The following is a 21,321-nucleotide window of genomic DNA, read 5'->3' as shown; positions in this document are numbered from 1 at the left end:
GAACCCGCGCGAGCGATCCGGCAACAGCGGTTAGGCTCGTCGCCATGACCGAGACAACGCTCATCCTTGTGAAGCCCGACGGCGTCAAGCGCGGACTGTCGGGAGAGATCCTCCGTCGCGTCGAGGCCAAGGGCTACGTGCCCGTGGCGGTCGAGCTGCGCACCGCGACCCCCGAGCTGCTCGCCGAGCACTACGCCGAGCACGTGGGCAAGCCGTTCTACGAGCCCCTGGTCGAGTTCATGCTCTCGGGGCCGACCCTGGCCATCGTCGCAGAGGGGCAGGGCGTCATCCCCGGCTTCCGCTCGCTGGCGGGCGCCACCAACCCGACCGAGGCGGCCCCTGGCACGATCCGGGGCGATCTCGCCCGCGACTGGGGCCTCAAGGTCATGCAGAACCTCGTGCACGGCTCGGACTCCGAGGAGTCCGCCGCGCGCGAGATCGCCATCTGGTTCCCCGCCTTCCAGCGATAGAGCCGATGCGGGCCCGACCCGCCCGCCTCGGTCACCTATGCGCACCGAGCCTCTAGACTCGCCCACGTGCACCTCAAGACGCTGACGCTCCGCGGCTTCAAGTCGTTCGCGTCGGCGACCACTCTGGAGTTCGAGCCCGGCGTCACCTGCGTGGTGGGCCCCAACGGCTCGGGCAAGTCCAACGTGGTGGACGCTCTCGCGTGGGTGATGGGCGAACAGGGCGCGAAGACGCTGCGCGGCGGCAAGATGGACGACGTCATCTTCGCGGGCACCGCGGGACGCGCACCGCTGGGCCGCGCCGAGGTGTCGCTGACCATCGACAACACGGACGGCGCGCTGCCGATCGAGTACACCGAGGTCACGATCACCCGCACGCTGTTCCGCACCGGCGGGTCGGAGTATCAGATCAACGGTTCTCCGTGCCGGCTGCTCGACATCCAGGATCTGCTGAGCGATTCCGGCCTCGGCCGCGAGATGCACGTCATCGTGGGCCAGGGGCAACTCGACGCCGTGCTGCGCGCCACCCCCGAGGACCGCCGCCACTTCATCGAGGAGGCCGCTGGCATCCTCAAGCACCGCAAGCGCAAGGACAAGGCGTTGCGCAAACTCGACGCGATGCAGGCGAACCTCACGCGCGTCACCGACCTCACCGCCGAGCTGCGCCGCCAGCTGGGGCCGCTCGGGCGCCAGGCCGATGTCGCCCGCCAGGCGCAGCGCATCCAGGTCGACGTGCGCGATTCCCGCGCGCGGCTGCTGGCCGATGACATCGCGCAGCTCGAGGCGCGCTTCTCGCAGGAGAGGGCCGATGAGTCGGCGCTGCTCGAGCGGCGCGCGGAGGTCGACAAGGCGCTTGGCGACGCCCGGTCGCGGCTGGCCGACCTCGAGCGCGCATCGGCCGAGGCCACGCCGGCCCTGACCAAGGCGAACGACACGTACTACCGGCTCAGCGCGATCCGCGAACGGTTGCGCAACCTCTCGTCGCTCGCCGAGGAGCGGCTGCGGATGCTCGGCAACGCCACGCAGGAGGCGCCGCCGCGCGACCTGGTCGACCTCGACGAGCAGCTGGACCGTGCGCGCGCCGCCGCAGCGGAGCTAGATGCGGAGGTGGCTGCCGCCGCGACCGCTCTCGAGCAGGCGGAGCAGGGCCGCCGCGATGCGGAGCAGGTGGCGGAAGAGTCCGAGCGTCACCTCGCGAACCTGCTGCGATCCGTGGCCGACCGTCGGGAGGGCGTTGCACGCCTCGCCGGCGACGTGTCCGCGCGCCGGTCGCGCGTGGAGGCGGCCGAGGCCGAGATCGGTCGCCTGCGGGAGTCCCTCGCGGACGCCCAGAAGCGAGCGCATGAGGCGACCACGGAGTTCCAGCACCTCGAGACGCAGGTGGCGTCGGTGGAGCAGGGCGAAGAGGATCTCGACGACGCTCACGAGGCCGCGACGGAGGAGTGGGACGAGGCCAAGGCCGCTCTCACGGACCTCAAGGACCGACTCAACACGTCCATGCGCGAGCGGGACACGTGGGCGGCGAAGGTCGAGGCTCTCGAGCTGTCGCTGGCGCGCAAGGACGGCGCGGGCGCGCTGCTGGCGTCAGGGTCGCGGTCGGTGCGAGGCACGGTGGCCGCGCACCTCGAGGTCAGTGCGGACGCGGAGGACGCGATCGCCGCCGCGCTCGGCCCGCTGGCCGATGCGCTCGCCGTCGACTCCGTCGAGGATGCGGTCGATGCGATCCGGTGGCTGCGCGACGAGGATGCCGGGAGGGCGCGGTTCCTGGTGGCGGATTCCAGCGCCACCGTCGACAACCCGACGGTGACGCTGCCCAGCGGCGCCGCGTGGGCGTCCGACCTGGTGTCAGGCCCGGCCGGAATCGTCGACACCGTGCGCGCACACCTGTCCGGAGTCGCGGTGGTGGACGATCTCGCCGCCGCCCGCGCACTCGTCGCCGTGCACCGCGAGGTCGTGGCCGTCACCCGCCGCGGAGACCTGCTGGGTGCCAAGAACGCCTCCGGCGGCGCCGGCGACGCCCCGAGCGTGCTGCACATGCAGGCGGCTCTCGACGAGGCCAAGCACAAGCGTGATCAGGCGTCCATCGTCGTGGAGAGCACCACGTTCGAGATCCGCGGCGCGGAGGAGCGCGAGTCCCAGGCCCGCACCCGCCACGAGATCACGCTCGAGCGGCTCAACGATTCGGACGCGCGCATGGCGGCTGTCGCGGAGCAGCTGGGCCACCTGAACGCGTCGGCGAGGGCGGCCCGCGCCGACGGCGAACGGCTCGAGACCCAGATCGTCGCGGCACAGGAGCGCATGGCCGAGCAGTCGGCGGAGCTCGCGAGCCTCGCCGAGCGGCTCGCCGCCGCGCAGGCCGAGCCCGAGCAGACCGAGGTCGACACCGCCGCGGCCCAGACGCGCCGCGACGAGGACGCGCAGGCGGCCGTGGCCGCCCGCGCCAAGGAGACCGAGGCACGGCTGTCGCTGCGCACCTCGGAGGAGCGGGCGCGTGCGCTCGCCGCTCGTGCCGAGAGCCTGGAACGTGCCGCCGTCGCCGAGCGCGACGCCCGCGCCCGCGCCGAGGCGGCGGCCCAGCGCCGCGAGCGCCAGGCGGTGGCGGCACGAGAGGTCATCGCCGGGACGGTCGACGCGCTGGCCGCGATCGACATCGCCGTCGCGCATGCGGACGACGCGAGGGCCGCCGCCGAGGCCGCTCGCTCCGAGCGCACCTCCGACCTATCCGAGGTGCGACGCGAGGTCGAGGGGCTCGCCGACGAGCTGCGCCGCCTCACGGACGAGTCCCACCGCGACGAGCTGGCCCGCGCGCAGGTGAAGGTGCGCCTCGAGCAGCTCGAGCAGCGCGCCGTCGACGAGCTCGGGATGGACCCCGCGAAGCTCGTGGAGGAGTACGGCCCGCACCTGCCGGTGCCCGTGCACTCCGAGGACGGGGACGGCGAGCCCGACGAGGATGGCGAGCAGCGCACCCAGCCCTACATCCGCGAAGCCCAGGAGAAGCGACTGCGCTCTGCTGAGCGCGCGATGAAGCAGCTGGGACAGGTCAACCCGCTCGCTCTCGAGGAGTTCGCGGCACTCGAGGAGCGCCACAAGTTCCTGCAGGACCAGCTGAGCGACATCAAGAAGTCCCGTGAGGACCTGATGGAGATCGTGCGCGAGATCGATGAGCGCGTCGAGCGCATCTTCGTCGACGCGTTCGAGGACACGCAGGCCCAGTTCGACATCATCTTCCCGCGGCTGTTCCCGGGGGGCGAGGGCAAGCTCGTCCTCACCGACCCGTCGAACATGCTGGAGACCGGCATCGAGGTCGAGGCCCGTCCCGCAGGCAAGAAGGTCAAGCGCCTGTCGCTGCTGTCCGGTGGCGAGCGTTCCCTGACGGCCGTGGCGCTGCTCGTCGCGATCTTCAAGGCGCGCCCCAGCCCGTTCTACGTCATGGACGAGGTCGAGGCCGCGCTCGACGACGCCAACCTGGGCAGGCTGCTGGAGATCTTCACTGAGCTCAAGGACGACTCGCAGCTGATCGTGATCACGCACCAGAAGCGCACCATGGAGATCGCCGATGCGCTCTACGGGGTCACGATGCGCGGCGACGGCGTCACGACGGTCATCAGCCAGCGGCTCACCGACGAGGACGTCGCCTGACGCTGCCCGTCCCGCCCGTGGTGGCTACTCGCCGCCACCGGGGACGATGCGCAGGTCGTAGTCCGCGGCCGTGCCGGTGAAGTAGGTGGTCACCGCGATGATCCACTGACCCTCCGGCACCGTCTGATCCAGGAGCGGGTCGAAGTCCGCGAGCACGTCGGAATAGGGGTTGCCGTCCGCCCACGCGAGCCGGTACGGCGCCTCATCGAAGCCCAGCACCTCGAGCACCAGGTCCTGGTCCGTCAAGGTCGCCGCCTGAATCGTCAGTCGTTGCGCCTGATCGTTGTCGAGGCACACGTAGGTCCGTTCGCCCTCGACCGTGAGGGTGTCTCCCGGCGCGACCGAGGCGCCATCGTCGCACACGTCCGGAGTGACGCCGGCGTGCATGCTGGTCGCCTCGCTCCGTCGGAACAGGTCGGCATCGTCGTCGTAGTAGATCTCGACCGCTCCCGTGGCGCCGCCGAGCCACGCGCTCGCCGCGACCATGTACGTGCCCGGCTCCAGCGCGAGGCTCGTCTCGGGGTCGAAGCCGATCGCATCGTCCGCCGTGCGCACGAGCGTCGCGTCACCGTCGTCGCTCGCCAGGTAGACGGCCATGGTGAGGTCGGGGGAGTCGATGTCGTCGGGGTCCTCGGAGGCGACGCCCACCTTGGCGAACACCGGCTCGTCGACCACCACGCAGGCGTAGTGCACGTCGCCGGCCGCGCTGGGGTCGAGCGTCGCGTCGGCGGCGCTGGAGTCGTCCACGACGGACACCGGCGCGTCGTCCGCGAGCTGCGGCACCTCCGCGCCGCATGCCTCGGCGGGCGGCACGGAGGCAGTGTCCACGCCCTCGCCGGGCGCGGGAGAAGCCCCGGGCTGCGGCGCGAACGTGGCGGTGTAGAGCAGGAAGGGCGGGTCCTCTCCCATGACGAGTCCCGTCACCTCGATCACGTAGCTGCCGGGCTCGAGCTCGACGCTGACTTCGGGATCCCACTCCGGCGCGCTCGCGGCGGACCCGAGCTGGGTTCCCGTCGCGTCGTACACCGCCAGCTCGATGGTGTCCGTGGGCTCGAGGGCCGCGGCGCCGATCGTGACCGAGGCCGCGGCGTCGAGCTCGAAGCAGGTGCGCGGCTCGGGCTGCACCACCTGGGTGTCCAGGTCGATAGACTGTCCCTCGACGCCAGCGCAGCCGTCACTCGCCTCGGTGGGGCCCGTCGTGGGCTCGACCGTCTCGGAGGAGCCCCCCAGCGTCACCAGCACCGCGATCAACGCGCCCGTAGCGACCACGGCTCCTGCCGCCCAGAGGGCAACCTTCCGGCCATGCCGCGCGTTGTCCATGCTGGGAGGGTAGCCGCTTGATCCCGTGCCGTCTGAGACGCTGCCGGGCGCGCCCTCCTGAGTGAATCTGAGTTGAATCTGAGTTCGGTGGCGAGTCACACTCTGTCCGAAATGTCCCACGAAGGAGACGTGATGCTCTCGTCCATGATCGGCCCGCTGTCGTTCGCCATTGTCCTCGCCATCGCCCTGATGCTGGCGGCCATGGTGGCCGAAGGTCGCGGCCGTCACCTCGCGCGTCTCGTGTTCGGCCTGCGGTCGCGCGAGAACCTCGCGGCCATTCTCGAGGATGCGCCCCGCGAGACGGGCGACTGGGAGCTCGTGGCACGCGTCGACTCCACTCCCGACCGGCCCGCGCCGGGCGCCCGCGCCGCGGCCTGGGCCGCCGACGCCGGGGCCAAGGCGTCGCGGGTCGTCGCCGAGCGCGCATCGGCCCTTGGTCGTCCGGAGGACGTCGTCGAGACGACGCCGCGCAGCGGCGAATTGGGCCTCGCGCGCCAGTAGGCGAACAGCGGCGAACACCTGACAGACTGACGCCATGGACGTCTCATGGATCCCCGGTTCTGCTGATCTCGTCGTCGTCATCGTCGCCGCTGTGGCGGTGCTGGGCGGCGCAGGTGCGTATCTCAAGAGTCGCCGCAGGAGCGGCGAACCCACGCAGCGCGGGTACGCCCCGTACCCCGTGGACGACGCCGCCGTGCGGGAGACCCCGGCTGAGCCCTCCGTGGTCACCGAGGCGCCCGAGTCTCCGGATTCGCGTCTGGCGCGCCTGCGCGCGCGCATCGGCGGCGGCCTCGGCGCGAGTCTGCTGGCGATCTTCTCGCGCGGCGCCTTGTCGCAGGACGACTGGGACGAGCTCGAAGAGACGCTGCTGCTCGCTGACGTGGGCGCCTCGGCCACCGACGACATCCTCGCCGGTCTCCAGGCGCGCCTGCGCGCCGAGCCGGACGGCGACCCGAGGACCATGCTGCGGGCCGTCCTGATCGAGACCATCGACCCCACTCTCGACCGCTCGCTGCGTCTCGCCGAGCCGGGTGCGGGGAAGTACGAGCCCATCGTCGTGGTCGGCGTCAACGGCGTCGGCAAGACCACCACTGTCGGCAAGATCGCGCGCATGCTCGTGGCAGAGGGGCATGCGGTCGTGCTGGCCGCCGCCGATACGTTCCGTGCGGCGGCCGCCGACCAGCTCGAGACCTGGGGCGCCCGCGTGGGAGTGCCGGTGGTCAGGTCGGACCGTGAAGGGGCGGACCCCGCGTCCGTCGCGTTCGAGGGGGCGGACCGCGCCCGCACGGACGGCGCCGACGTGCTGCTCGTCGACACCGCGGGCCGGCTCCAGAACAAGGCCGGACTCATGGACGAGCTGGGCAAGCTCGTGCGCGTGGTGACCAAGGTGAAGGAGCCGGTCGAGGTGCTGCTGGTGCTCGACGCGACCACCGGTCAGAACGGACTGGCCCAGGCTCGCGTCTTCGCCGAGGTGGCGCAGGTCACGGGCATCGTGCTGACCAAGCTGGATGGCACGGCGAAGGGCGGCATCGTGGTCGCGGTGCAGCGTGAGCTGGGCGTGCCCGTCAAGCTCATCGGTCTCGGCGAGGGCGCCGACGATCTCGCGCCGTTCGACGTCGAGCAGTTCGTCGACGGACTGCTCGGGTCCTGACCCGCCCGTCTGGCCTCGGGCCCCGCAACACACCTTTTACCGCAGCGCGGTTGATGTAACCGTACGGAAACACGGCGGAGGTTCAGGGGCAACATCCGTGCGGGAGGGTGACTCCTGACTCGCCGAGCGGGCGAGGGATACAAGGAGAAGCGAAACTATGGACAGCCCAAACGTTGCATGGCTGCTGACTTCCGCTTCGCTCGTGTTGCTGATGACGCCTGGACTGGCGTTGTTCTACGGTGGCATGTCGCGTCGCAAGTCGGTGCTCAACATGATGATGATGTCCTTCAGCGCCATTGGCGTTGTCGGCGTTCTGTGGGTGATTGTCGGATACTCAGTCTCGGCGGGCGACACCGTCGGCGGCTGGTTCGGCAACCCCGCGTCTGACTTCGGTATGCAGTCGATCTTCCAGTCGGGAGTCGACGAGGCCGAAGGTACGGAGGCCGACCTGATCCTGGCCGCCTTCGGCGCGACCTTCGCGATCATCACGGTCGCGCTGATCTCGGGTGCGGTCGCTGACCGCATGAAGTTCTCGGCATGGCTCGTGTTCGCGGCCCTGTGGGCCGTGATCGTCTACTCGCCGGTCTCGCACTGGGTGTGGGGCGGCGGTCTGCTCTCGTCGGACTACCTGTTCTCCGACCTGACTGCTCCGCAGGACATCGCGGGTGGAACAGTGGTCCACATCAATGCCGGTGTGGCCGCTCTTGTGCTCGTGCTGCTCCTCGGCAAGCGCAAGGGCTTCGGCAAGGAGCCCATGCGTCCGCACAACCTCACCCTGGTGATGCTCGGTGCCGCACTGCTGTGGTTCGGCTGGTTCGGATTCAACGCCGGCTCCTGGTGGGAGGCGGACGTGTTCGCCGCTCAGATCTGGCTGAACACCCTGGTGGCCACCGCCGCCGGTATGCTCGGCTGGCTGCTGCTGGAGAAGCTCCGTGACGGCAAGGCCACCTCGCTCGGCTCCGCATCTGGTGTCGTCGCAGGTCTGGTCGCCATCACCCCGGCCGGTCTCTCGGTCTCGCCGCTCGGCGCGATCACGCTCGGCTTCATCGCCGGTATCCTCTCCGCACTCGCGGTGGGGCTCAAGTACAAGCTCGGCTACGACGACTCGCTCGACGTGGTCGGCGTCCACCTGGTGGCTGGCCTCTGGGGCACGGTCGCCGTGGGTCTGTTCGCCACGGACGTCAACGCGTTCGGCGACGCCGGTCTGTTCTACGGTGGCGGTGCGAGCCTGCTCGTGTCGCAGATCATCGCTGCGGTCGTCGTGATGGCGTACTCCGCCATTGCTACGCTCATCATCGGACTGGCCATCAAGTTCACGATCGGTCTCCGCGTGTCCGACGAGGATGAGGTCGCTGGCATCGACTTCGCCGAGCACGGCGAGACTGCCTACGAGGAGGCGATCTAGTTATGAAGCTGGTCACTGCAATCATCCAGCCGCACCGCGTGGACGAGGTCCGTGCAGCTCTCGAGGCCGCAGGCGTCAAGGGCGTCACGGTCTCCGAGGCAGCGGGCTACGGCCGCCAGAAGGGCCACACCGAGGTCTACCGCGGTGCGGAGTACACGGTGGACCTGGTCCCCAAGACCCGACTCGAGGTCCTCGTCGACGACGCGGATGCCGCTGTCGTGACCGAGGCGATCGTCTCGGCCGCGCAGACCGGCAAGATCGGCGACGGCAAGGTCTGGACGGTCCCCGTGGACGACGTGGCTCGTGTTCGCACTGGCGAGCACGGCGCCGACGCCCTCTGATCGGTACCGTTCACTATCAATGAAGGACCAGATGGGCACTGCCTCTGAAGGTCCGCACGCTGAGGTCCCGCACCCCCACGGGGTGCGGGACCTCAAGCGTGAACGGGCCGCACTCGCCGATTCGCTCGTCAGCGCCGGAGTGACCGGGCCCGAACGCCGCACGGCGATCACGGACCTGATGCTCACGCGGCTGCGCGAGCACTGGGACGCCTCCGAGCCGCTCGCTGAGGGAGTGGCTCTGGGTGCGGTGGGGTCGATCGGCCGCGGCGACGCGGGCCCGTGGTCCGACCTCGACCTGGTGCTGATCCATGACGGGCGCACCCACTCCACGCAGGACGTCGCGGCGCTCGCCCAGCGGCTGTGGTACCCGATCTGGGACGCCGGGCTGGAGCTCGACTACTCGATGCGCTCGCTCACCGAGTGCCGCCAGGTGGCGTCGAAGGACCTCGCCGCCGCCGCAGGGCTCCTCGACCTGCATCCCGTCGCGGGGGACGCCGCGCTGGCACAGCAGGCGCGCTCGGCGATCTATCAGGACTGGCGTTCCGCCGCGCGCAAGCGTCTTCCCGAGCTGCTCGCCGCCTCGCGCCAACGCGCCGAACGCCACGGCGAGCTCGCGTACCTGATCGAGCCGCACCTCAAGGAGGCGCGCGGAGGCCTGCGCGACCATATGAGCCTGACCGCGCTGTCCGCGACGTGGCTGACCGACCGACCGCACGGCGCGGTCGATGAGGCCGGAATCCACCTCAAGGACGTCCGGGACGCGATCCAGATCGTGACCGGCCGGCCCGTGAACGTGCTGGGACGGCACATCGCCGACGAGGTGGCTGAGCTTCAGGGCTTCGATCACCCCGACGATCTGCTGGCGTCGCTCGCGGAGGCGGGCCGCACGGTCGCCTATGCCCTCGACACCACCGAACGAGGCGCGCGGCGTGCGCTCGAGCGCTCCGGCATCGGCTCGCGGGCGTGGAAGGCGCGCCGACGCGGCATCGCTCCTCGCCACGTCGAGGTGGCGCCCGGTCTCATCGACGTCGACGGCGAACTCGCGCTGGCTCCCCACGCGGAGCCCGGTGCCGACGCCTTGCTGCCGCTGCGCGCCGCCTCGACGGCTGCCACGACGGGGCTGAGCTTCTCGCCGCACCTGCTGGCGTCGCTGGCCCACACCCCGGACCTTCCCGAGCCATGGCCCGAGCAGGCGCGCGTCCACCTGCGCGATCTGCTGCGCGCGAGCCAGCACCTCATCGCGGTGTGGGAGGCAATCGATCTCCACGGTCAGGCGGTGCGCTGGGTCCCCGAATGGGACGGCGTCCGCAACCGGCCGCAGCGCAGCCCGGTGCATCGCTTCACGGTGGACCGCCACATGCTCGAGACGGTGGTGCTGGCCGGCAAGCACCGTCGCCACGTGGCCGACGGGGACGTGCTCCTGCTCGCGGCCTGGCTCCATGACATCGGCAAGCGGCCGGGAGCCACCAACCACTCTCTCGACGGCGCCGCGCTGATCCCCGCCATTGCTCGCCGGCTCGATCTGGCGCCAGCCGCCGCGCACGACCTCGAGCTGCTGGTGCGCGAGCACCTGACGCTCGCGGAGCTCGCGACCAAGGAGGATCCGGCCTCGCCCGCGACCGTCGCACGTCTGCTGGATGCCGTGGAGCATCGGCTCGATCTGCTCGATACGCTGCGCGCGCTCACCGAGGCCGATGCGCGAGCCGCCGGGCCCAAGGCGTGGACGACCTGGCGCGCCAGCCTGATCGACACGCTCACCGCGCACGCCCGGCGTGCGCTGGCTCAGTCGAACGGGCGTCGCGAGCGCGACGCCTGAGCACGCCCTCCTGGCAGTCGCTGAGTGCTGAGTTCGGGCCAAGAATCCGCACTCAGCGACTGATGGCGCGCGTCTCGTGGTCGGGCGTGCGGCCGATGCGCGGGCTGGGGCGCGATCAGACGCACCGTGAGGCGCCGGGTAGGCTGGTGGCCACGCTTTCCTCGAAGGGACACCTGTGTTCGCGAACCTCTCTGACCGCCTGACCTCCACCTTCCGCAACCTGCGGGGCAAGGGCAGGCTGACCGAGGCGGACATCGACGGCACCATCCGCGAGATCCGCCGCGCACTGCTCGACGCCGACGTCGCCGTGTCCGTCGTGAAGACCTTCACGGGCAACGTGCGCGAACGTGCGCTGGGCGTCGAGGTCTCCGGTGCGCTGAACCCGGGCGAGCAGGTCGTCAAGATCGTCAACGAGGAGCTCATCGCGATCCTCGGCGGCGAGTCCCGCCAGCTCCGCCACGCCAAGCACGGGCCCACGGTGATCATGCTCGCGGGTCTCCAGGGAGCCGGAAAGACCACCCTGGCGGGCAAGCTCGCTCACCACCTCAAGGAGCAGGGCCACACCCCGCTGCTGGTGGCGGCGGACCTGCAGCGCCCCAACGCGGTGAACCAGCTTCAGGTCGTGGGCGAGCGCGCAGGTGTGCCGGTGTTCGCACCCGAGCCGGGCGTCACGCGCGAGGGAGAGCGCGAGCGCGGCAACCCGGTCAAGGTCGCCAAGAAGGGTCTCAAGGAGGCCGAGCAGCGCCAGCACTCCGTGGTGATTGTGGACACCGCCGGCCGCCTGGGCGTCGACGCCGAGCTCATGAAGCAGGCCGCGGACATCCGCAAGGCGATCGAGCCGGACGAGGTGCTGTTCGTCATCGACGCGATGATCGGCCAGGACGCCGTCGCCACCGCGACCGCCTTCCAGCAGGGCGTGGACTTCACGGGTGTGGTGCTCACCAAGCTCGACGGCGACACGCGCGGCGGCGCGGCGCTGTCCGTGCGCGAGGTGACCGGCCGCCCCATCATGTTCGCCTCCACCGGCGAGAAGCTCACCGACTTCGAGGTCTTCCACCCCGATCGCATGGCGGGGCGCATCCTCGACATGGGAGACGTCCTCACCCTGATCGAGCAGGCCGAGAAGGCCTTCGACCAGGACGAGGCCGCCCGCATGGCGGAGAAGGTCTCGAAGGGCGAGGACTTCACCTTCACGGACTTCCTGTCGCAGATGCAGCAGCTCAAGAACATGGGCTCGATGAAGAAGATGCTGGGCATGCTGCCCGGCATGGGCGCGATGCGCGACCAGATCGAGAACTTCGACGAGCGCGAGCTGGTGCGCACCGAGGCGATCATCCAGTCGATGACGCCCCTCGAGCGCGACAACCCCAAGCTCCTGAACGGCTCCCGCCGTGCGCGCATCGCGCGGGGATCGGGCATGACCGTCGCGGACATCAACTCGCTGGTCAAGCGCTTCGAGCAGGCGCAGCAGATGATGCGCGCGATCAACGCCAACGGCGGCAACATGCCGCAGCTGCCCGGTCAGGGCGGCGGTCCCGGCGCGTGGGGCGGCATGCCGGGCGGCAAGAAGTCCAAGGGCAAGCAGGCGCCCCAGCGCAAGGTCAAGGGCAAGTCCGGCAACCCGGCCAAGCGCGCCCAGCAGGAGGCGGCGGCCAAGAACCGCGCCTCCAAGCAGGCGGCGCCCGGCAGCGCCTTCGGCCTGGGCAAGCAGGAGGACTTCGATCCGTCGTCCGTCGACGCGGACCTGAGCAAGTACCTCAAGTAGTGCCCGCACTCCACCTCACGGGGCCCGTCGTCGTCGGTGACGATGACGTCCGCGCCGAGGCGTGGGTGCTGGACGGGCGCATCACGTACGAGCGCCCGCGGCACGGCGGCGTGGTCACCACGGTGCCCGGCACCGTCATCCCCGGCCTGGTCGACGTCCACTGTCACGTGGGCCTGGACTCCGGCGGTGCGACGGACCGCGACCTGGCCGCCAAGCAGGCGACGGTGGACCGAGACGCGGGCACGCTGCTGATCCGCGACGCTGGCTCTCCGCTCGACACCTCGTTCGTGCACGAGCGCACCGACCTGCCGCGGCTGATCCGTGCCGCGCGGTTCATCGCGCGCCCCAAGCGATACCTGCGGCACTACGCGCGTGAGATCGAGCCGGAGGACCTGACCGCGGTCGCCGTCGACGAAGCCCGCAAGGGGGACGGCTGGATCAAGCTGATCGGCGACTGGATCGACCGCGAGGAGGGCGACCTCACCCCCTTGTGGAGCCCCGTCCAGCTGGCGGAGGCGCTCGCGGCCGTCCACGCGCAGGGAGCCCGGGCGACGGTCCACGCCTTCTCCCACGAGGCGATCGGCCCGCTGCTCGACGCCGGCATCGACTGCATCGAGCACGGCACCGGGATGACCGAGGAGCACATGCGCGTGGCGGCCGCCGCCGAAATCCCCGTGGTGCCCACGCTGCTGCAGGTGGATCAGTTCGCGGCCTATGCCGACGCGGGCGAGGCCCGGTTCCCGCGCTACGCCGAGCGGATGCGCGGCATGCACGCGCGCCGCTACGAGCAGGTGCGCGCACTGTGGGAGGCGGGCGTCCCGCTCCTGGTCGGGACCGATGCGGGCGGCACGCTGGGGCACGGTCTGCTTCCTCGCGAGGCGGCCGAGATCGTCAGGGCGGGCGTCCCTGCGGCCGATGCGGTGGCGGCGGCGAGCTGGCGCGCGCGAGCATTCCTGGGCGCGGACACCCTCACCGAGGGGGCCAGTGCGGACCTGGTGGTCTATGCGGACGACCCCCGCGAGGACATCGGCGCGCTCGCGAGCCCCACGCACGTGGTGCTGCGGGGGCACAGGGTCGCGTGATCGCGCCCGGGCGAATGCTGATGGTCTCCTGAGAATTCGCGGACGGGCGCTGACAACCGAGGGTCGCCCGGGGGATACTGACCGCGTTCCGCACGCGCACACCAGGGGAGAGACGTGACAGCAACGACGACGGGCATGCGCGCCCGGGCCGCCGAGCGCCGAGGGTGGTGGGTCGACGGCCTCGAGGCGGCGATGTGGCTCGCAAGCGCGTGCGGCATCGCGCTCATGATCGCCTCGGGCGGGCTGCTGGCCGAGTCCACCACGGACTGGTTCTACACCCTGGGGCGTGCGCTCGGGATCATCGCCGCGGTGCTGATGATGACGCAGGTGCTGCTCGCCTCCCGTGCGCCATGGGTGGAGCGCGCCATCGGCCACGACCGCGCAATCGCCCGGCACACCCGCATCGGCCCTGTCGCCATCATCCTGCTGTTCGTGCACCTGGCGCTGATGACCGGCATGTCGGGCATCTACGACGGGCGCTCCTTCGTGGAGCAGTCGCTGGCGTGGCGGGACTACGGATGGTTCATGCTGTTCGCGCAGATCGCCGCGGCCGCCTTCTTCGTGGTGCTCGTGACGTCCGTCGCGGCGGTGCGGCTGCGGGTTCCGTATGAGCGCTGGCACGCGGTGCACATGCTGGTGTATCTCGGGGTCGCATTCGCGGTGCCGCACCAGTTCCTCGAGGGCTCCACCTTCCGCTCGGGAGGCCTCGCGTGGTGGTTCTGGGCGACCCTGTGGACCGCGTCGATCGGCTCGTTCGTGGCATTCAGGCTGATCCGGCCGCTCGTGCTGATGCGGCGGCATGGGCTGACGGTGGAGACGGTGGAGTCCCGCCCGGACGGTTCCACCACGGTCACTCTCACGGGTCGGGAGCTCGAGCGCCTGCGCGCCAGCGCCGGCCAGTTCTTCCTGTGGCGGTTCCTCGCGCCGGGGCTGCGCACGCAGTCGCACCCGTACTCGCTCTCGGCCGCCCCTCGCGACCGCCTGCGCATCACGGTGAAGGCCTCGGGCGATGGTTCGGCACGGGTGCGCGCTCTCGAGCCCGGCACCCGCGTGCTCGCCGAGGGTCCGCTCGGGGTGTTCACGCATGCGACCAGGACCGGCGACGCGCTGCTGCTGGTCGCAGCAGGCATCGGCGTCACACCCGTGCGAGCCATGCTCGAGGAGGCGGAGCCAGGGGACGACGTCACCGTGGTGATTCGGGCGCGCTCGCGCGACGAGGCGCCGCTCCTGGAGGAGATCGAGGCGCTCGCTGCTGACCGGGGGGCGCGGCTCGAGCTGATGCTGGGACCGCGCGGGGACACGTGGGGGACGCGCGAGCGGCCCGGCGTGCTCGGCGATCTCGTCGAGCGGACGGGCGATACCGATGTGTACATCTGCGGGCCGCGTCCGTGGGCGCTGCAGGTCGAGGCCGATGCGAAGGCGGCGGGCATTCCGCCCCACGCCGTGCATCGCGAAGAGTTCGGGTGGTGACGGGATGAGGACATCGCGAGCGGTGATGGTCGGCGGAGCGTCGGCAGTCATCCTGACGGCGGGGTGGGCCGCGGCGCCGAGCCCGCTGGAGGAGCTGTCGCCAGGGGAGGAGCCTTCGACCGGGGAGGAGCCTGCGGCCGCGCCGACCGAGGACGCGCCTGACAACGACGCCGCGCCCGACGACGATGCGACGGGCGACAGCGCCGAGCAGACCATCGACGGACCGGTCGTCACCAACATCCGCGGCGACTACCAGGTGCGGCTGCACGTGGTCGACGGCGAGGTCGTTGACGTCGAGTTCCCCGTGGCGGGGACGGAGGCCGCTGAGTCGCGGCGCGTCAATGGGATGGCGTTGCCGGTGCTGGAGGAGCGCTTCCTCGAGGCGCAGAGCGCCGACGTCGAGTACGTGTCTGGCGCCAGCTACACGTCGCCCGCGATGGTCGAGTCCGCGCAGGCGGCGTTCGACGACGCAGGGCTGTAGGGCATGGCGGCCTCCCGCACGGTCACCGCGATGACCATGGACTTTCGCCTGGAGGCGGAGGGGGACGTCGCTCCCGAGTCGCTCGACGCGGTGATGAGCCACGTCGAGTCCGACCTGAGGTGGGTCGACGACGTGTTCTCTCCGTATCGTGAGGACTCGTGGATCTCGCGCCTGTCGCGGGGAGACTGCGGAGTGGGTGATGCGCCTCCTGCCGTGGCCGAGGTGCTCGACCTGTGCGAGCGCTTCCGCGACGAGACCTCGGGGGCTTTCGACGCGCGCAGTCCCTCCGGCGCGATCGACCCCACCGGCATCGTCAAGTCCTGGGCGATGGAGCGGGTGCGGTGGCGGCTCGGACTGCTCGGAGCATCCGGGTGGCTGTGGGGATGTGCGGGCGACGTCGTCGTTCACGGCCGTGGGCCGGCCGACGGCGGCTGGCGCGTCGGGATCGCGGACCCTCGCGGCGACGCTGCAGCGTTGTCCTCGGCGCCGATGGTGAGCACGACCGTGCTCGATGCCCGCGCATCGGCCCTCGCCACGTCCGGCGACGCGCACCGACCGGGCCACATCTGGGACCCGCGGACGGGGTCAGCCGCGACGCACTACACGCAGGTCAGCGTGCGGGGGAGCGACCTGGTCGCGTGCGACGCCTGGGCGACCGCGATCGTCGCCGGAGGGAAGCGGACGCTGAAGCTCGCCGTCGATAACGGTATCGATGTGATGGCGCTGCGCACCCTCGAGGGCAAGGTGCACGCGCAGTCGAGCCCCGGTTGGGAGCGCGCACGGGCGTGATGCGGCATTCTCAATCTTGCGCTAGATTGACGGGCACACGGCTGAGCCGAGGGGAAATCGATGGCAACGATGAACAATCCCCGGCGGGCATTGGTGCTCGCTGGCGCGTTGGTGCTCGCAGCATGCGAGCCCGCGGCATATGACAGCGCGCCTGCGCAAGCGGAGCTGCAGACGGACGTCTCGACCGCGGCGGACTCGTCAGCGATCGACGCAATCGAGGGCGGAAGCGACGCGAGCGACACCGCCGATTCCGCGTCGACTCTGGTGTCCGAGGGCCTTCATCACCTCGTGGCGATGTCCGGAGAGCCGGGCGACGACGGCGCCCTCGGGGCAGGCTGCGCGGACGAAGAGGCGGAGACCCTGCCCGACGGCGACTGGTACGCGTTCGTCGTCGACTACGACGAGTTCCGCGTCACCGTGGACGTCGCATGCGTCTACGGTCCCGGCACGGAGCAGTTCGAGGCGTATGCCGCGACCGAGACCGACGAGGACGAGCGCGGCGTGCTGGCGAATCACGTCGTCAACAACGATGTGGTGCACGAGCGCACGCTGCGGATCGCCGCGGGCGCGGAGGCGTTCCTGGCGTCCACCCAGTGGGAGCCGATCACCGCAGCGGGCTTCCCGCAGGCGACGAACGCCCCAGGCACGGGGGACAACCGCGGGGTGTGGCTGCGGCTCGAGGACGGCGTCGTCACCGCGGTCGTGCAGCCGTACATCGCAGGCATCGCCGCCGGCTGACGCGCGCCGTTGCTCGCGAGGTGACGGATCTGGCACAATAGGGGGCTGGTCGTAGCGGCCCTCTACCCGCCACGGCTATTCGTCTTGCCAGCAACCGCTGCCCACCTTTCCCCGGGTGGCGTGCGCCGGCTCACACCGAATACACAAGGAGAAGCCATCATGGCTGCAAAGATTCGCCTCAAGCGCTTTGGCAAGAAGAAGGCCCCGTTCTACCGTGTCGTCGTGATCGACAGCCGCGCCAAGCGCGACGGTCGCGCGATCGAGGAGATCGGCATCTACCACCCCCTCGCGAACCCCTCGGTCATCGAGATCGACTCCGAGCGTGCGCTGTACTGGCTCGGCGTGGGCGCCCAGCCCTCCGACCAGGTCCGCAAGCTGCTGACGCTCACTGGCGACTGGGGCACGTTCAAGGGCGACAAGGACTCGAAGAGCACGGTCGAGGTGGCCGCAGGCAAGCTGTCGCCCGCTGACCAGATCCAGGCCAACTCCGACGCCGCTGAGAAGCTGAAGGCCGAGAAGGCCGCTGCCGACGAGAAGGCCAAGCAGGAGGCCGATGCGGCCGCCAAGGCTGAGGCCGATGAGGCGGCGAAGGCTGAGGCCGAGAAGGCTGCCGTCGCCGATGCCGCGCCTGCCGAGGATGCTGCCGCTGCAGCGCCCGCGTCCGACGAGGCCACTGGGCCGGCTGAGCCGGAGCCCGCTTCCGAGGACAAGTAGCGATGGTCGTCGACGCGCTGGAGTTCCTGATCAAGAGCATCGTCCGCAACCCGGATGATGTCACCGTGACGGAGCGCGATGGTCGCCGCGGCACCACGCTGAACGTCGTCGTCAACCCGGAGGACCTTCCTCGCGTGATCGGCCGTCGTGGCCGCACCGCGACGGCGATCCGTACGGTCATCGACGCCATCGCGCGTGATGACGTCCGCGTCAACATCGTCGACGTCGACTGACGCCACGCACGCGACAAGGGCCCCTGCCGCGCACCGCTTGAATCCAAGCCGTGCGGCAGGGGCCCTTTCGCGTGCCTGCTCCGCGCTGTGCAGTCTGTGCACTGACGATGTGCTGGCTCGTCAGTCCGGAAGCCCCCGATGCAGGTCCTGCACGGACGCACAGCCGAGACGCCCGTGCACTCCCTGCGGTCGACCGCGCCGTACCCTGGGTGCCATGAAACTGACTGTCGCGCGCATCGGCCGTGCCCACGGACTGAAAGGCGAGGTCAGCGTCGAGCTGCACACGGACATCCCCGAGGAGCGGCTGGTGCCGGGCGAGGCGCTTGAGACGGAGCCCGCCGCCGCAGGACCGCTCACCATCGAGTCCGTGCGCACGCAGTCCGGTCGCTGGTACGTCCGCTTCGATGAGGTCACCACGCGCGAGGGAGCCGACGCCGTGCGCGGCGTCGAGCTCGTCATCGACGCAGAGGAGTCCGACGAGGACGACGCGTGGTTCGTCCACGAGCTGGTCGGTCTGGCGGCGGTGCGCCCCGACGGCGAGAAGCTCGGCGAGGTTGTGGACCTGCTGTCGATGCCCGCCCAGGATCTGCTGGTCATCAAGCAGCCCGACGGCCACCGCGCGATGGTGCCATTCGTCGAGGAGTTCGTGCCCGAGGTCGACATCGACGCCGGCACCGTGACGCTCACGCCTCCGTACGGGCTGCTCTCGGGTGAGACGCCTGAGGCCACCGGCGAGACCCACGGGGCGAGTTGACCGTGCGGATCGACGTCCTGACGATCTTCCCCGAGTTCTTCCAGGTGCTCGACGTGTCGCTGCTGGGCAAGGCCCGCCAGGCCGCGCTGGTCGACACCCACGTGCACGACCTGCGGGACTGGACCCACGACGTCCACGGGACCGTGGACGACGCGCCCTTCGGCGGCGGCGCCGGCATGGTCATGAAGGCCGATGTGTGGGGTGCGGCGCTCGACGACGTCCTGCAGCCCGGCGCCCACCTCGTGATCCCCAGCCCGGCCGGCACACGGTTCACGCAAGGACAGGCCGCGGAGCTCGCCACCGAGAGTCAGCTGGTGTTCGCCTGCGGGCGGTACGAGGGCATCGACGCGCGCGTCGCCCAGCACTACGCCAAGGCGGGCTTCAGCGTGAGCGAGGTGTCGCTCGGCGACTACGTGCTCAATGGGGGAGAGGTCGCGGCCTTCGCGATGATCGAGGCGATCACGCGGCTCATCCCCGGCTTCATGGGCAACGCGCAGTCGATCGTCGAGGAGAGCCACTCCGATGGCCTGCTCGAGTACCCCAGTTACACCCGTCCCGCCTCGTGGCGCGGTCTCGACGTCCCTGAGGTGCTGTTGAGCGGTCACCACGCGAAGATCGCGCAGTGGCGACACGATCAGCAGCTCGCGCGCACGCGTGAACGACGCCCCGACCTGCTCGGGTAGGAATCGCGCCGCGCACGGGCGGCGCCTGTGGCATAATTGCTCCTCGGTGCGTGCGGCGCTCTTGCCTGCCACAGGGGGTCGAGCGAAATCCGCTGCGCACAGCAACCATCAGATGCCGCAAGGCAGATACCGTGCAGGACCTGTGGCGTGCGCGAGGAGAAGAATCTCATGCAGAAGCTTGACCACATCACCGCGGGCCAGCTCCGCGACGACGTGCCGGACTTCCGTCCCGGTGACACCGTCAAGGTGCACGTGAAGGTCGTCGAGGGCACCCGCTCGCGTATTCAGATCTTCCAGGGCGCCGTCATCGGCCGCCAGGGCCAGGGCATCGGCGAGACCTTCACGGTCCGCAAGGTGTCGTTCGGCGTGGGCGTGGAGCGCACCTACCCGGTGCACACCCCCACGATCGACCACATCGAGCTCGTGAGCCGCGGCGACGTCCGCCGCGCGAAGCTGTACTACCTGCGCGACCGCCGCGGCAAGGCTGCGCGCATTCGCGAGAAGCGCGAGAACTGACATCAGCGACACTGACGGCGCACCGGCGGTAGGGCAGCAGCCCTCCGCCGGTCGTCGTCTGTGGGGGTGGGGCAAAGAGCTCCTCATCATCGTGGTCAGCGCTCTCGTGCTGTCGCTGGTGCTCAAGACCTTCTTCTTCCAGTCGTTCTGGATTCCCTCGGGATCCATGGAGCCCACGCTTCAGTTGAACGACCGCATTCTCGTGACCAAGTGGCGTCCGGGCGTGCTGGACCTGCGCCGCGGAGACATCGTGGTCTTCAAGGATCCCGGTGGCTGGCTCGAGCCCGTCGACAACTCGGATGACACGCCCCTCGAGGCGGCAGGCAAGACCGTGCTGACGTTCACCGGACTGCTTCCCGAAGATGCGGGCGAGCACCTCGTCAAGCGCGTGGTGGGACTGCCCGGCGAGACCATCGAGTGCTGCGACGCGGACGGACGTCTGCTCGTGGACGGCGAACCGCTGCACGAGGACTACCTCGTCGACGGCATCGTTCCCTCCGAGACCGACTTCACCACCACCGTGCCCGCGAACTATGTGTGGGTGATGGGCGACAACCGCCCACACTCAGCCGACTCGCGTGCTCACCAGGGCAATCCCGGTGGCGGCTCCGTGCCGATCAGCTCGATCGTGGGCACCGCCTTCGTGACGGTGTGGCCGCTCCAGCAGTGGCAGACGCTCGGCAACCCGTACGAGAACCCGGACGCCGTCGAGGACTGATGCCGGTCTCGCTGGCACGTGAGGCGTCCCTGTGGGACGCCGGCGCCACCGTGGTGGCCGGGATCGATGAGGTGGGCAGGGGAGCGCTGGCCGGCCCCGTCTCCGTGGGTGTCTGCGCCGTCGAGCGGTGCGACGCCTGGCCAGACGGCCTCGCGGACTCCAAGGAGCTGTCCCTCCCCAAGCGTCTGGCGATGGCCGATGCGCTCGCCACCTTCGCGGGGGCCGGCTTCGGGCTGGCGCGGGCCGTGGGCCACGCCAGCCCCGCGGAGATCGACGAGCACGGCATCATCGCGGCGCTCCGGCTCGCGGGCATGCGCGCGCTCGGCACGATTGCCGATGCCGGCGTGACCGTCGACGCGGTGCTCCTCGACGGCAAGCACGACTGGCTCACCCCGCCGCCCGTGACCCTGTTCGACCAGCCCCCACGCGCATCGGCCGGTGTGCCGGTCCCGCCCGTCACGATGGTGATCAAGGGAGACGGTCTGTGCGCATCGATCGCTGCCGGGTCCGTGATCGCGAAGGTGGAGCGCGACGCGATCATGACCGCGGCTCACCGTGACCACCCCGAGTACGGCTGGGACGGCAACAAGGGATACGGCGCCGCGAGCCACCTCGACGCGATCCGCGCTCTCGGGCCCACGCCGCTGCATCGCCGCAGCTGGAAGCTGCCCTCCTGACCGCAGTCGCCGGGGATGGTCCCGGCGCGCCGGATGCGCGCATCGGCCGTCTGTGTCCATGA

21 protein-coding genes are annotated in these 21,321 nt (G+C 70.4%); 20 read left to right on the top strand and 1 reads right to left on the bottom strand.

What is annotated here, in order from left to right; translation table 11 throughout:
• The first annotated feature begins 44 nt into the window (after nucleotides 1-44).
• Both ndk and smc read left to right on the top strand, forming a co-directional pair.
• Nucleotides 45-470, top strand: coding sequence for a nucleoside-diphosphate kinase (gene ndk, locus QQX02_RS01705; RefSeq protein WP_301140814.1), 426 nt, complete (start codon nucleotides 45-47; stop codon nucleotides 468-470).
• 66 nt (nucleotides 471-536) lie between these two features.
• Nucleotides 537-4,106 carry a chromosome segregation protein SMC gene (smc, locus tag QQX02_RS01700; RefSeq protein ID WP_301140813.1) on the top strand — a complete coding sequence of 1,190 codons (3,570 nt, stop codon included), beginning with the start codon at nucleotides 537-539 and terminating at the stop codon, nucleotides 4,104-4,106.
• 24 nt (nucleotides 4,107-4,130) lie between these two features.
• On the opposite strand, the gene QQX02_RS01695 is transcribed toward smc, so the two are convergent.
• Nucleotides 4,131-5,426 carry a hypothetical protein gene (locus tag QQX02_RS01695; protein ID WP_301140812.1) on the bottom strand — a complete coding sequence of 432 codons (1,296 nt, stop codon included), beginning with the start codon at nucleotides 5,424-5,426 and terminating at the stop codon, nucleotides 4,131-4,133.
• 111 nt (nucleotides 5,427-5,537) lie between these two features.
• Between QQX02_RS01695 and QQX02_RS01690 the strand changes: the two genes are divergently transcribed.
• The 18 genes from QQX02_RS01690 to rnhB all read left to right on the top strand — a co-directional run bounded on the left by QQX02_RS01690 (nucleotide 5,538) and on the right by rnhB (nucleotide 21,259).
• Nucleotides 5,538-5,927 carry a hypothetical protein gene (locus QQX02_RS01690; RefSeq protein ID WP_301140811.1) on the top strand — a complete coding sequence of 130 codons (390 nt, stop codon included), beginning with the start codon at nucleotides 5,538-5,540 and terminating at the stop codon, nucleotides 5,925-5,927.
• A 34-nt stretch (nucleotides 5,928-5,961) separates the two neighbouring features.
• Nucleotides 5,962-7,077: a signal recognition particle-docking protein FtsY gene (gene ftsY, locus QQX02_RS01685; protein ID WP_301140810.1), complete on the top strand. Its 1,116-nt coding sequence runs from the start codon at nucleotides 5,962-5,964 to the stop codon at nucleotides 7,075-7,077.
• Nucleotides 7,078-7,234: 157 nt separating this feature from the next.
• Nucleotides 7,235-8,482, top strand: a complete 1,248-nt coding sequence (locus tag QQX02_RS01680) for an ammonium transporter (RefSeq protein WP_301140809.1) — start codon at nucleotides 7,235-7,237, stop codon at nucleotides 8,480-8,482.
• Nucleotides 8,483-8,484: 2 nt separating this feature from the next.
• Nucleotides 8,485-8,823 carry a P-II family nitrogen regulator gene (locus tag QQX02_RS01675; protein WP_301140808.1) on the top strand — a complete coding sequence of 113 codons (339 nt, stop codon included), beginning with the start codon at nucleotides 8,485-8,487 and terminating at the stop codon, nucleotides 8,821-8,823.
• A gap of 19 nt (nucleotides 8,824-8,842) precedes the next feature.
• Nucleotides 8,843-10,639: a [protein-PII] uridylyltransferase family protein gene (locus QQX02_RS01670; RefSeq protein WP_301140807.1), complete on the top strand. Its 1,797-nt coding sequence runs from the start codon at nucleotides 8,843-8,845 to the stop codon at nucleotides 10,637-10,639.
• 175 nt (nucleotides 10,640-10,814) lie between these two features.
• Nucleotides 10,815-12,404, top strand: a complete 1,590-nt coding sequence (gene ffh, locus QQX02_RS01665; protein WP_301140806.1) for a signal recognition particle protein — start codon at nucleotides 10,815-10,817, stop codon at nucleotides 12,402-12,404.
• Nucleotides 12,404-13,486, top strand: coding sequence for an amidohydrolase family protein (locus tag QQX02_RS01660; protein ID WP_301140805.1), 1,083 nt, complete (start codon nucleotides 12,404-12,406; stop codon nucleotides 13,484-13,486). The genes ffh and QQX02_RS01660 overlap by 1 nt, the downstream gene beginning before the upstream one ends.
• A 114-nt stretch (nucleotides 13,487-13,600) precedes the next feature.
• On the top strand, nucleotides 13,601-14,956 hold the full coding sequence (locus tag QQX02_RS01655) for a ferredoxin reductase family protein (protein ID WP_301140804.1): 1,356 nt from the start codon (nucleotides 13,601-13,603) through the stop codon (nucleotides 14,954-14,956).
• Between the two features lie 4 nt (nucleotides 14,957-14,960).
• Entirely contained in the window at nucleotides 14,961-15,437 is a 477-nt protein-coding gene (locus QQX02_RS01650; RefSeq protein WP_301140802.1) for an FMN-binding protein, read from the top strand.
• Between the two features lie 30 nt (nucleotides 15,438-15,467).
• Nucleotides 15,468-16,226 (top strand): FAD:protein FMN transferase, encoded by a 759-nt coding sequence (locus QQX02_RS01645; RefSeq protein ID WP_301140800.1) that lies wholly within the window; start codon nucleotides 15,468-15,470, stop codon nucleotides 16,224-16,226.
• 60 nt (nucleotides 16,227-16,286) lie between these two features.
• Nucleotides 16,287-16,964: a hypothetical protein gene (locus QQX02_RS01640; protein WP_301140799.1), complete on the top strand. Its 678-nt coding sequence runs from the start codon at nucleotides 16,287-16,289 to the stop codon at nucleotides 16,962-16,964.
• A gap of 159 nt (nucleotides 16,965-17,123) precedes the next feature.
• Nucleotides 17,124-17,678, top strand: coding sequence for a 30S ribosomal protein S16 (gene rpsP, locus QQX02_RS01635; RefSeq protein WP_301140798.1), 555 nt, complete (start codon nucleotides 17,124-17,126; stop codon nucleotides 17,676-17,678).
• Between the two features lie 2 nt (nucleotides 17,679-17,680).
• A complete protein-coding gene (locus QQX02_RS01630) occupies nucleotides 17,681-17,911 on the top strand; it encodes a KH domain-containing protein (RefSeq protein WP_301140797.1) in 231 nt (76 codons plus the stop codon).
• A gap of 214 nt (nucleotides 17,912-18,125) precedes the next feature.
• Nucleotides 18,126-18,665: a ribosome maturation factor RimM gene (rimM, locus tag QQX02_RS01625; RefSeq protein WP_301140796.1), complete on the top strand. Its 540-nt coding sequence runs from the start codon at nucleotides 18,126-18,128 to the stop codon at nucleotides 18,663-18,665.
• Nucleotides 18,666-18,667: 2 nt separating this feature from the next.
• Nucleotides 18,668-19,348, top strand: a complete 681-nt coding sequence (gene trmD / locus QQX02_RS01620; RefSeq protein ID WP_301140795.1) for a tRNA (guanosine(37)-N1)-methyltransferase TrmD — start codon at nucleotides 18,668-18,670, stop codon at nucleotides 19,346-19,348.
• A gap of 168 nt (nucleotides 19,349-19,516) precedes the next feature.
• On the top strand, nucleotides 19,517-19,864 hold the full coding sequence (gene rplS / locus QQX02_RS01615) for a 50S ribosomal protein L19 (protein ID WP_062137053.1): 348 nt from the start codon (nucleotides 19,517-19,519) through the stop codon (nucleotides 19,862-19,864).
• A gap of 91 nt (nucleotides 19,865-19,955) precedes the next feature.
• Nucleotides 19,956-20,582, top strand: a complete 627-nt coding sequence (gene lepB, locus QQX02_RS01610) for a signal peptidase I (protein WP_301140794.1) — start codon at nucleotides 19,956-19,958, stop codon at nucleotides 20,580-20,582.
• Nucleotides 20,582-21,259, top strand: coding sequence for a ribonuclease HII (gene rnhB, locus QQX02_RS01605; protein ID WP_301140793.1), 678 nt, complete (start codon nucleotides 20,582-20,584; stop codon nucleotides 21,257-21,259). The genes lepB and rnhB overlap by 1 nt, the downstream gene beginning before the upstream one ends.
• Nucleotides 21,260-21,321: the final 62 nt, after the last annotated feature.

The sequence above is a fragment of the Demequina muriae genome (genome assembly GCF_030418295.1).
GTDB lineage: Bacteria > Actinomycetota > Actinomycetes > Actinomycetales > Demequinaceae > Demequina > Demequina muriae.
The sequence above is the reverse complement of the archived record's forward strand: the minus strand, read 5'-3'. Positions and strand labels throughout refer to the sequence as shown.